Origin of the sequence: Alteromonas sp. OM2203 (assembly GCF_048517045.1) — a bacterium.
In the GTDB taxonomy this organism is placed as follows: domain Bacteria; phylum Pseudomonadota; class Gammaproteobacteria; order Enterobacterales; family Alteromonadaceae; genus Alteromonas; species Alteromonas gracilis.
On record NZ_CP183209.1, the window covers coordinates 982872 to 994483 of the forward strand.

At 44.9% G+C, this 11612-nt stretch carries 12 protein-coding genes; 9 read left to right on the top strand and 3 right to left on the bottom strand.

The window, feature by feature from the left end; all coding sequences use genetic code 11:
* The first annotated feature begins 324 nt into the window (after positions 1 to 324).
* The 9 genes from ACM0P2_RS04440 to ACM0P2_RS04480 all read left to right on the top strand — a co-directional run bounded on the left by ACM0P2_RS04440 (position 325) and on the right by ACM0P2_RS04480 (position 8073).
* A complete protein-coding gene (locus ACM0P2_RS04440) occupies positions 325 to 651 on the top strand; it encodes a DUF3718 domain-containing protein (RefSeq protein ID WP_120960641.1) in 327 nt (108 codons plus the stop codon).
* 149 nt (positions 652 to 800) lie between these two features.
* Positions 801 to 1556 carry a LytR/AlgR family response regulator transcription factor gene (locus tag ACM0P2_RS04445; RefSeq protein ID WP_159118497.1) on the top strand — a complete coding sequence of 252 codons (756 nt, stop codon included), beginning with the start codon at positions 801 to 803 and terminating at the stop codon, positions 1554 to 1556.
* 132 nt (positions 1557 to 1688) lie between these two features.
* Positions 1689 to 2093 carry a CidA/LrgA family protein gene (locus ACM0P2_RS04450; protein ID WP_419227369.1) on the top strand — a complete coding sequence of 135 codons (405 nt, stop codon included), beginning with the start codon at positions 1689 to 1691 and terminating at the stop codon, positions 2091 to 2093.
* A complete protein-coding gene (locus tag ACM0P2_RS04455; RefSeq protein WP_419227370.1) occupies positions 2086 to 2796 on the top strand; it encodes an LrgB family protein in 711 nt (236 codons plus the stop codon). Before ACM0P2_RS04450 ends, ACM0P2_RS04455 begins: the two co-directional genes overlap by 8 nt.
* 301 nt (positions 2797 to 3097) lie before the next feature.
* Positions 3098 to 4093, top strand: a complete 996-nt coding sequence (locus ACM0P2_RS04460) for a response regulator (RefSeq protein WP_419227371.1) — start codon at positions 3098 to 3100, stop codon at positions 4091 to 4093.
* Positions 4093 to 4584: a PAS domain-containing protein gene (locus ACM0P2_RS04465; protein ID WP_159118501.1), complete on the top strand. Its 492-nt coding sequence runs from the start codon at positions 4093 to 4095 to the stop codon at positions 4582 to 4584. The genes ACM0P2_RS04460 and ACM0P2_RS04465 overlap by 1 nt, the downstream gene beginning before the upstream one ends.
* 111 nt (positions 4585 to 4695) lie before the next feature.
* A complete protein-coding gene (locus ACM0P2_RS04470) occupies positions 4696 to 6444 on the top strand; it encodes a DUF1566 domain-containing protein (RefSeq protein WP_419227372.1) in 1749 nt (582 codons plus the stop codon).
* Positions 6445 to 6446: 2 nt separating this feature from the next.
* The gene (locus ACM0P2_RS04475) at positions 6447 to 7010 is read left to right on the top strand and encodes a DUF1566 domain-containing protein (protein ID WP_159118503.1); all 564 of its coding nucleotides are present in this window, start codon (positions 6447 to 6449) and stop codon (positions 7008 to 7010) included.
* Positions 7011 to 7278: 268 nt separating this feature from the next.
* Complete coding sequence (locus tag ACM0P2_RS04480) at positions 7279 to 8073, top strand: YggN family protein (protein ID WP_159118504.1); 795 nt, start codon at positions 7279 to 7281, stop codon at positions 8071 to 8073.
* A gap of 143 nt (positions 8074 to 8216) precedes the next feature.
* On the opposite strand, the gene hemW is transcribed toward ACM0P2_RS04480, so the two are convergent.
* The 3 genes from hemW to srmB form a co-directional block, all read right to left on the bottom strand.
* On the bottom strand, positions 8217 to 9356 hold the full coding sequence (gene hemW / locus ACM0P2_RS04485; RefSeq protein WP_159118505.1) for a radical SAM family heme chaperone HemW: 1140 nt from the start codon (positions 9354 to 9356) through the stop codon (positions 8217 to 8219).
* A complete protein-coding gene (locus ACM0P2_RS04490; RefSeq protein WP_159118506.1) occupies positions 9349 to 9951 on the bottom strand; it encodes an XTP/dITP diphosphatase in 603 nt (200 codons plus the stop codon). Before ACM0P2_RS04490 ends, hemW begins: the two co-directional genes overlap by 8 nt.
* Positions 9952 to 10160: 209 nt before the next feature.
* Positions 10161 to 11387, bottom strand: coding sequence for an ATP-dependent RNA helicase SrmB (gene srmB, locus ACM0P2_RS04495; RefSeq protein ID WP_105932336.1), 1227 nt, complete (start codon positions 11385 to 11387; stop codon positions 10161 to 10163).
* Positions 11388 to 11612 lie beyond the last annotated feature (225 nt).

Sequence of the window (11612 nt, forward strand, 5' to 3'; positions counted from 1 at the left end):
TCACACTGATTGAAGTGCCAGCTTTGAGCAGTAATTGTTTAAACTTGACGATCGTCATTTTAAAAACACATCAATGTTCTCCCCTATACCCTCGTCATTCCTTTTCCGCGTTACAAAGAATGTTGCAAAGTGTGTGTTAAGTTCGACTAATAACTGTTTAGACCGATGGTTAAACCTCTGCTTTTGTGCGCTTGTCGCAACATCTCATATAGCGGTGTTTTAACGTTTTTATCGCGTAGTCATCACAAAGTTTCACTAATTTAATGATGCGGGGGCTTAAAGAGGTCGTCACCGCGTTGCCAAATATTATCAGAGGAACTTGTTATGTTTATGTCACGCCGTGTTACCCAACTTGCTTTACTTGGAATGAGTCTGTCACTAACCGTTACTGCCGCCAGCGCTGCTTCGTATCCACGTGAGCTAGAGAACAACTTAATTGCAGTATGCGAAGCAGTGAAAAGTGACAATCGCTTGAAGCTTCACCGCGCTGTAAAAGCCACAGGCCTTAATATGAAAAATCTGCACACCGGCTTAGTGTGCAATGGGCAAGATATGCTTACGTTCGCTATTACTAATGGCGCGGATGTCAATGCGCAGCATATCGCTCGTCGTATCAATGCAAGCCCAAGTGTTTTAACTGCAAAACGTTGAACGATTTCTGTTTACCCTGACCATTGGGCTACATAAAACGTAGCCCTTTTTTAAAATTGTTTATTTCACTTTCTTAGTCATGACTTTTTTGAAAGTTAGAATTAAAAGTTCTTGGTGCTAGTATTCTTTGCACCTGCAAGGGAACGCAAATGATCGCACTGGTATTCTTACAATCTACTTCTCTGCAAAAGGCGCTTTGTGAAATATTAGAAAAGCGTGGTCTGTTCAGTAAAATTTATAGCGCAGATTCAGCTGGTCATTGCCTGGCGCTCGCTGAAAAGTATCAAAACGCTATCGGGTTTTACTCGGTTGCGCCATCAAGCAGAAATCTAGCCTCAAAATATTGGCTGGCTGTGGGCAGTCAAGACGAAGAAGCTTTGTTAGCTTTTTCTCACAATGCATCAGGTTTTGTAAAGATTCCACTAGAAGAAGCGCAGGTTTTACGAGCAATTGAAAGTGCGAAAATTAAATATCACTGCTACGAGCGAGATTTTCAATTTTCTCAACTTATTAGAGGCTTATGTAAACAGTACGGTGTCTCAGAATCCGCGCTACTAGCGAGCTTAAGACTGCAACTATTCAAAAATGCCCAGCCTTGTGTAGTGGGGATCCGCGCTGAAAACGGGTGGTGTTGCCTAAACCCTGAAGATATCAAATGGATTGAGGCTGCGGGTGATTATATGTGCGTTCAAACCTTGTCAGAAAGTTATGTCGTTCGCACTACTTTGTGTGACTTACTTAAACGGTTGGGAGCGCACTACTTTAAACGATGCAATCGCTCAGTCGCCGTCAATGAAATGCATGTTGCTCACTTGGAGCAAAAATGCAGTCAGCAGCAAGTTGTCATGCAAAGCGGCGAGAGCTTTAAAATTACCGACAAATATTACTATCAGTTTTGGCAGTAAAACGCAGGCTGCTCTAAAGATAAAAAAGCGCTGAGTTGTGCGTATACGACCATGGTACTGCTAGCGGTTAAATGTGCTTCTCGTTACACTACATCGATTGGAGTTGCAGATAAGTCATAGTAGGGAGTATGCGTGCAAAATGTGAAAGACACGATGGTAGGCGCGGCCGCAGTTTTCATCGCTTATTATCTTGGCCTTTTAATTGTAGGTGCAGCATCTCTTCCCATTCCCGGTCCGCTGCTCGGGCTTTTTCTGCTGCTTGTAGCGTTATTGTGCTTTCCAAAGCTTGAACATTATGTAGCGCGCGCAGTAACGTTTCCTCTCAAGCACATGTCACTACTTTTTATCCCAGCGGTGTTAGGCGTGACCATGTATTGGGGGGAATTAAAAACTTATGCTTTAGCTATTGTGATTGCTATTGTCGTTACGACGTCGTTTAGTTTGGGCTTTACTGCTTGGCTATCGCAACAGCTTTTGAACTCAAAAAAGCGCGGTGTTCTAGCTAACGGTAAAAATTTCGGCGATGTAGATGATTGAGGCTTTACATAATACTTTAAGTTTTCAAGGTTTACTCTGGCTGAGCATTTCTATCGTCAGCTACATGATAGCGCTTTGGGCCAATAGAAAATGCAGTGGCCACCCTGCAGCTCACCCCATTATCATCACGGCGTTATTTGTTTCCTTGGGGCTTTATTTTTCCAATACGCAAGTTTTTGAATATCAACGTGCTGCTTCGTTACTGCATTGGTTGTTAGGGCCAATCACGGTAGCACTCGCCCTACCTATTTATCGCCAATGGCAAAAGTTAAGGCATTATGGCTGGCGTTTAGTAGTAAGTATAATTTTGGGCGGTGTACTCGCCCCTTTTTCAGCGTGGTTGACACTTTTTATATTCGATACGCCCCGCGCTATACAATTCACTATGCTCGCCAAATCAATAACCACGCCCTTAGCGATGGAGTCTAGCGCACAAATAGGGGGGATACCTGCGTTAGCTGCTGTTTTCGTTATCGTTACCGGTATAGTGGGAGCTGTAGTGGCTTCTACTATATTTTCCCTTTTTAACGTTAAAAATCGTCAAGCCCAAGGTATCGCGCTAGGTACTGTCGCCCATGCCATAGGCACTGCAAAGGCAATCCAAATGGGAGATGATGTTGCTGCTATGGCAACATTAGGCCTATGTGTGAACGGCATTTTTACCGCACTAGCCTTGCCCGTCGTTTTTAGCTTATTCATCTAAGCGAATAAATCTTAGTCTCTTTAACGCTTAAAGTAGGTGGGAAAAGCTGAGCTTGCACGCAGGCCTGCCTTAATTGATGCAAAACACGCTGGCAATATTCTCCAAAAGTGCTATTTCTTAGTGAGGTGATTCGTATCACTATATGCATGAGAAAAATCGTATAAATTTAGCGATGCGGTAATCGAAGACGCTCAGTCGCAAAAACGACACTTCAGTTCAAAGCTGTATTGCCGATATAGTCTGGATTGCGACAAAATATCAGTGTTTGCTGGTTTCAAAAGTTAGGTGGTAAAAGAACTTAATGTTTTCTGTACTCGTTTGTGACGACTCGTTAGTTGCGCGTAAGCAAGTGGCAAAATGCCTCCCTCAAGATTGGGACGTTGCTGTGCACTTTGCGAAGAATGGCGATGATGCCCTCAAGGCGCTTGCCGAAGGCAAAGGCGATCTTTTGCTGCTCGACCTAAACATGCCTGTTCTCGACGGGTACGGCACGCTCGAGGCAATTAGGGAAAAAGGGTTAAAAACAAAAGTAATAGTAGTGTCCGGAGATATTCAGCCAGAGGCTCATGAGCGTGTGACATCCCTAGGTGCTTTGGACTTTATTAGAAAGCCTGTCGATCCTAAAACGTTAGCAGAAGTCTTAGATAAATATAATATTCTTCATAATGATGAGGAACCGCAGCTAGAGGCATCTCCCCTCGACCCTGATATAAGGGATTGCTATCAAGAAATCACCAATATCGCGATGGGTCAGGCTGGCGACCACCTTGCTCGTACCATGAACGTTTTCGTCGAGTTACCTATTCCCAACGTAAACTTAATTGAAGTTTCTGAGCTTCATATGATGCTATCGGATATCGAAAGTCATGAACAAGTTACTGCTGTGTGCCAAGGCTTTTTAGGGCCTGGAGTCAGCGGTGAAGCCTTGTGTATTTTGAGCGACTCAAGTTTTGATGATGTGGCAAAAATACTTAATGTGGAAGGTGAAGTTGACGACCAACTTCAGTTAGAACTCTTGATGGATGCCGCAAGTATACTTATTGGTACTTGCCTGACAGGTTTGGCAAATCAAATGGACATTAATTTTAGTCAAGGGCACCCTATCGTTTTAGGACAACACCGCGCCATTACTGAAATCATCGCCATGAACCAGATAAAATGGAAGCGTACGCTTGCCATTGAATTGAGTTACGGTTTAGAAGGGTACAATGTGCAGTGTGATTTGATACTGCTGTTTACGGAAGAGTCGATGAAGATGATGAATTCTAAGCTTGCCCACTTGTTGGAGGATTACTGATGAGCCAACATTTAGATGAGTTATTAGAGTTTCATTGGATGATGGACATGCTACAGACCGTTGACGTAGGGATCGTTGTTTTAGACAGGGACTTCACCGTTAAAGTCTGGAATGGCTTTATGGAAAGTCATAGCGGTCTTTTACCTAGCGACGTCAGGGATAAATCTTTGTTTTCGCTATTCCCCTCAATCAAGCAAGATTGGTTTATGAAAAAAGCTAAGCCTGTCTTCGACTTGAAAACTCGCGCTTTCATGACATGGGAGCAGCGCCCCTATTTATTCAAGTTTCCAAATTATCGGCCGATTACAGGAAGTGAATCTTTCATGTATCAGAACCTTACGCTTTCTCCACTGACCTCAGCAACGGGTAAGGTGGATTATATCAGTATGATGATCTATGACATGACTGATGTAGCGGTAGGTAAAAAGCAGCTTGAGGCATTACAGGTAACAATGTCTGAAGCGCAAGAAGCGAAAAAACTCTTCTCATAGCCGCGACAAGCTGTATGCGTTAATGACTAATAGTTAAACAGCGACATAATCTACATCAAGTTTTCACCTGACACTGTGTTTAATTCATTGCACAGTGCAATGGGAGTATGTATGCAATTAAACGTGTTTTCAGGTTCAGATAGGTATTCTGGTGTCCTAGGCCGATGTCTAATTTTTATCGCAGTTGTAATGCTTTTGGCTGCTTGTGGCGGAGGCGGTGGTGGTGATAGCGATAGCGGGAACAACACTGGAAACCTTGTTGTCAATGCAGGGCCAGACGCTACTGTGACTGAGGGTGCTAGCTATGCTTTGAGTGCCCAGGTTAGTGGAGGCGATGGAACATACACGTACAATTGGACTGCTTCGCCTTCATTATCGATTGCTCACGATGATACCAGTTTATCTGCAGCGAGCTTTGTTGCGCCACTGGTAAACAATGCAACGCAATACACAGTAACGGTTTCCGTTAACGATCAAAGCGGTAACACAGCAAGCGACTCTGCCGTAATTACCATTGCTCCAGTCAATATTCCTCCCCAAGCGAGCATTGCTGTTCCACAAAGAGACGACCTGCCTCAAAACACGTTTCCTGGTGGTGTTGAGCTAATATTAGATGGCACCTCAAGCCGAGATCCAGATGCTACTGATGAAGCAGTATCTGACTATATGTGGTCTCAAACTGATGGTGTTAATGTGATTACAGGTGTTGAAACAAATCTGTCAACGCTGACTATCGTTACGCCGATAGCAAATGAGGAGCAGTCGCTTTCTTTTGAGTTAGTGGTCACAGACAGTGAAGGAGCGACCGATACTCAAGCTATTACTATTGTTGTGCAGTCTGAAACGGATACGCTTCCTACGGTAAGTGCGGGTGTTTCTCAAGGTGTGTTTAGCGGCGAGATAGTAATACTCGAAGGCGAGGCCACAACCAGCATTCCAAATGCTATGCCTCTCACTTATCTATGGGAAAGAAGCAACAACGTTCCGGCTGGTTCGACAGCAGGCCGTCCTATTGATGACAACGACGCGCTTTCAACCTTTGCCGTAGCGCCTGCTGTTTCAAGTTCTACAGTGGTTGCGTATACGCTTACGGTAACTGACGCCAATGGAAATAGCGTAGAAGATACAATAAACGTTCAGGTTCGTCCCATGCCTACGCCGCTTATCAACGATACTGGATTTTTACAGCAGGCAACGAATAATGCGTTAACGCAGGCGCAGCAAAATGAATTCCCAGGTCAAGATGGGCAAAGAGGGGCGGATGTTGTTGAGCAAAATGGGTTGATTGAAAAAGCCGGTCGCGGAAAAGCTGGTTTTGATTTTACCCGCTTAAACGCTAACGGGGATGAGCAGGATGCTGACACTGATACGTGGTCTTGTGTACGCGACAACGTCACCGGATTAGTATGGGAAGTAAAGACTGACGACGGTACGTTTCAAGATAAAGACTTTACTTATTCCTGGTTTAGCGAAGGAGTAAACGGCGGTTTTGAAGGGGATGAAACAGGCGCTAATGGCACCTGTTTACTCACAAATTGTAACACGTCAGCCTATGTTCAGGCCGTAAATGCGCAAGGTTTGTGCGGCTTTTACGACTGGCGTTTGCCTACTCATCATGAGCTTTTCTCATTAATGCACTTAGGTATTGCTGCTGATGTTGCTATAGATGAAGACTATTTCCCTAACACCGGGGAGGTCTCCTCAGTGCCTTTGTGGTATTGGACGTCCGTACCAAGTGCTGACGGTGTAAATAGCGACGATGCGCAAAATGCATGGGCATTGGACTTCGATTCAGGGGTTGATAACTTCCTTAATAAATCAACAGCTGGCCGAGTGCGTCTTGTAAGAGCAGGGAGATAGTGATGAGTAACGTAATGAAAGAAACAACCCTTACAAGCAAAGTATCATCGGCGATTAAAGCCCTATTTATTTCGACGTTTCTTACTTCCGTATCAATTTCAACAATTGCTCAGGAGTGTTTATCAGACGGCCTAGAAACCACGCCTAATGATAACTTTGAAGCAGTGACGACGAGTACGTTGTTGGATACTACTACTGACTTGGTATGGAGACGTTGCGCTGAAGGCCAAACCTGGGATGGTTCGACATGCAGTGGCGAAGCGGTGAAATATACCTGGCAGCAAGCGCTGCAGCTAGCCCACGAAGCCAGCAACGAAGATTTGCTAGGGTGGCGATTACCGAATGTTAAAGAGTTAGCAACAATTACAGAGCGTGACTGTGTTCGCCCAGCGATAAACAGTTCTCTTTTCCCAGCCACGCCACCAGATGATTTTTGGACATCAACGCCATCGGCGGATGATCCTGACCGCGCGTGGGTTGTTGCGTTTTTTAACGCGAGTCATTCCATAAAGGAAAAAGACCGGTTTATCTACGTGCGTCTAGTGCGAACCTTTACCAACGACTAAGTATAGAGAGCACGTAAGCTTATTAAACTTTAGCCTTTCGTCTAATATCTTGGGCTGGGACTTTTTATCACCAAAGCACGCTTTATAATGCGTGCTTTCTCTTTTCAAGTTAGCCGGCAAATTGTTACACGAAAGTGTTTTGTCAATCACGCGATGGTTATGATACCTGCGGGTAGATGTTCTCGACATGTTCAACCTGATTTTTAGCACGTTAGACTCATGATGGCTTTTTATTTCCGAGTAAGCTAGCCACAATGACAGTATGAAAATGATATCGCGCCTAAAGGCAGGTTTTCTTACATTCTGTTTGTTCGCTGGACTTAGCACGTCAGCACATGCGGAATATACCTGCAATATTGATTTTGCCTATGGTATTGCTGTTAACGACCAGCAGCTTCGTGTGATGGATAAAACCCGAACTGTGGTTCAAATTAACGGTCAAGACCAATTGTTCATTGGCGGTCGCTGGCAGACACTGAATGAACAAGAGCGGCAGTGGCTAGAAGAGTATTCTTCAGGTTTGCACTATGTAGTTCCAAAAATGATTATTTTGGCTACCGAAGGTGTCGACTTGGCTATTGATACCATTGAACACGTGTATTTAGGTTTAGTTGGCAGCGACCACGATAGCTATGAGCGTTTAAACGCTGCTATGAAGCGCGTGCAAAATCGCGTGAAAGATAAATTTAGGCACGCCAGTAATCATTATTTTATCGGCCCCGGGTCACTTGAAAGCGTTGATGAATTTGTTGATAGCGAAATTGAAGCACAGCTTGAGGAAGCTATTTCTACTTCAGTTGGCGGCATATTATCGGCGATAAGCGGCATTAATACCGGAAGCGGAGAGGTGAATCAGGAAAAAGTGGCTGAAATTACACGGCAGCTCAACAATGTCGGAGAGCATCTTGATGTAGGTGACAAAGCCACCACTTTGCGTAAAAAAGCAGAGTGGTTTTGTGAAAAACTTAAGCGTTTAGACGTTGCAGAAGAAAACCTTCGAGCCAGCGTACCTGCCTTTAAACCTTACAATATCATTACGCGCCACGATGAAAGTGAAAATTAGGCGCAGATAGGAAAGCAACACCGTCTTTCAAAACTGTTTATAAGAGAAAAGCCTGCGTGAGCAGGCTTTTTCGTTCCAAGTTCTTTGTGAGGCTTAAGTAAAGTTGAAAGCTTAGAAAAGCTTTCAACTTAGGATAAGTAGGTTTAAACGAAACACGACAGTAACGAGTTGAGATATCTACGTCCTTTAGCAGTTACCTGCCAGTGACTATCTGAAATAGAAAGTAACCCTTGGTGATGAGCATCAGAAAGCGCACGCTTAACATCGTCAGCTACTTCAATACCCGTAAAGTCGCTGAAGTCACGTATCGGGCAAGGCTCAACTAAACGAAACCTATTCATAAAAAACTCAAACGGCAGGTCGTCTGCACTAACCAGTGTTTGCGTATCTAAATACGGTCGGCTCATTTCCATGTAGCCTCTGGGGTGTTTTACCTTCACCGTGCGATGGATTGTGCCATTTGAACCGTCGGTAATTTTACCGTGAGCACCACAGCCAATACCTAAGTAATCGCCAAAGCGCCAGTAATTGAGGTTATGACGGCATTGATGTCCTGTTTTTGCATAACCAGAAATTTCATACTGTTGGTAGCCAGCAGCCTCTAATAAACGGTGTCCCTTTTCCTGTATTTCCCAGAGGATATCGTCGTCAGGTAGTTCTGGTGGTTTGGAATAAAAAGGCGTGTTTGGCTCGATAGTCAGCTGATACCACGAGAGGTGATAGGGGTTTAACTCTATACCTTGCTTCAGATCTGTCATGGCATTCTCTACGCTTTGTTCAGGTAGACCGTGCATGAGATCCAAGTTAAACGTAGGTAGCCCCGCGCTGTGCGCTTGTTTTACCGCGTTTTCGGCTTGGCTTTCGTTATGAATGCGACCTAGCACCTTTAAATGCTTAGGTTGAAAGCTCTGAATGCCCACCGAAATTCGGTTTACGCCCGCCTGATAAAAGCCTGCAAACTTACCTGCCTCAACGGTACCTGGGTTGGCCTCCATGGTGATTTCAGCAGTGTCGCTCAAGTTAACCCGTTGTTTAACGCCGTTTAAAATGTCAGCCATGGCCTCGCTTGAAAACAAACTGGGCGTGCCACCGCCAATAAAGATTGTCTCAACAGGGCGGTCTCCAATGCGTTTGGCATCAATTGCTAAATCGTCCAGCAGGTGCGCCACATATTCTTTCTCGGGTAAATCAGATTTAAGCCCGTGAGAGTTAAAATCACAGTACGGACACTTCTGAACACACCAAGGAATGTGGATATAAAGGCTAAGCGGTGGATTACGCAAAAGTCGCTCTCATATTATCAAGCAAAATCGCTAGGGCGTTGCCGCGATGGCTAATGCGGTTCTTTTCGGCTTTCTCCAATTCTGCTGCAGTACAGCCATGAGTTGGCACGTGAAATACGGGGTCGTAGCCAAAACCGTCGTTACCAGAACGAGCGGTTAAAATTTCACCTTGCCACTTACCTTGACTAACCAGTGGTACCGGATCGTCGGCATGACGCATAAACACCAAGGTACAAAAGAAATGCGCTTTACGCTGAGTTTCGCCATCAAGGGCAGCTAATAGCTTGTCGATATTGGTATCATCAGTTGCATCAGCGCCAGCATAGCGGGCTGAATAAATACCGGGCGCACCGCCAAGGGCGTCAACCACTAAGCCTGAGTCGTCAGCAATAGCAGGAAGGCCTGTTACTTTTGCGGCATGGCGCGCTTTAATAATGGCATTTTCAACGAATGTTGTGCCTGTTTCAGGTACATCAGATACACCTAATTCTTTTTGGGCCACAACGTCTACGCCGTAATCTGCAAATAAGGCGGCGAACTCACGCACCTTGCCTTGGTTACCTGTGGCTAAAACAATCTTTTCTGGGAATTTCATTGTGTACTCTTTTGAACTGACGGTGAGTTAAGGCGGTAGGCAGCGGCTGCGGGCGAAACATTGCCTCCACAAACACGCGGTAAACACATCCATGTGCGCTCCGCTGCCGCATCCCTGCAGTAGAGGGTTTGTGTCGGCAATGTTCCACCCACATCCTGGCCACCGCATTAACTCACCTGAATGCTACTTATTGACTATTTTCGCACGCTTTACTTTTTCTTCTTAGGCTTAGCTTTTGCCTTGGCTTTGTCTTTGGCCTTCACTTTTTTCTTTTTTGGGCCAATTTTAGGCGTTTTATTTTTAGGGCGTAGCTCGTCGATGACGCGAGCTTTAAGCGGTTCGCCCATGTAACGGGATGCTTTTGTTACCATTTCAAAGTCGTGAGCTTCAACCAAAGATATAGCCGTACCTTTTGCGCCGGCACGACCTGTTCTGCCTATACGGTGAACGTAAACATCGGCCTTGCGAGGCATATCGAAGTTAATGACGTGACTTACATTTGGTACATCAATACCTCTCGCAGCGACATCGGTAGCTAATAAAATTGGCACCTCACCGCTTTTAAAGCGAGCCACAGCAGCATTGCGTTTATCTTGTGGCATTTCGCCCTGTAGCCAGCAAACCGGGATGTCCTTCGAGGCTAAAAAGTCTTTTAGCATTTGAAGACGGTCGCGTGTTTTCACAAAAACAACCGCAGACGTCGTCGTTTCTTGCTTTAAAATATTAACCAGCAAAGCTTGCTTGTGATTCATATCGTCAGCAAGGTGATACCATTGGTGAATTTTGTTTTTCTCTTTACGCGACGGGTTCGCTTCAACCACTTCTGGATTATTGAGAATGTCGTGCGCAAAGGTTTTAACACCTTTACCTTCCAGCGTGGCAGAGAACAATAGGTTTTGCTTGCGCCAGCGCGCTTCCGCAGCAATTTGGTTAACTACCGTTGAGAAACCCATATCCAACATGCGGTCAGCTTCATCAAGAATTAAACACTCGATATCACGGCAATCTGCAGCTTCTTTTTCGATATGCTCAAGCAAACGACCTGGCGTGGCCACAAGAATATCGAGATTTTTGCTCAAGGTTTCTTTGTCGGTGCCATAGTTAATACCACCTGTGATAACGCCGCACACAATTTGGGTGTGCTTAGTAATGGCAACGGCTTGCTCGTGAACCTGTAATGCTAGTTCACGGGTGGGCGTTAGAATTAGAATGCGTGTGGCCCCAGGCTGTTTACGCGGGTAATCAAGTAAGAACTGACAGGCAGACAATAAAAATGCCGCAGTTTTTCCCGTTCCCGTTGGTGCAGACGCCAAGATATCTCGCCCGTCTAACGCATGAGGGATCACCAGTTCTTGAATGCTAGTTGGAGTTTCAAACCCCATATCGGCAACTGCGTGACACAGTGCTTCGTCTAATTCGAGTTCTTCGAAAGTCATAGTATAAAAAACGCTCTAAATGAATGGGGCGTATTGTACCATTGATACACCATTTTAAGCAGTAAATCTCAACCGACTTCAACAAGTTATTCTTTTCTAAGAAGTTGATTTGTTGCTCTCATAATACTTTAGGAGAGATCTCAATAAAAAAATGGTTTTGTTATGTTTTTAAACTATAACTATAACCATCAATATTCGCGACAGCTATGTCTTATCTTCCGTTTT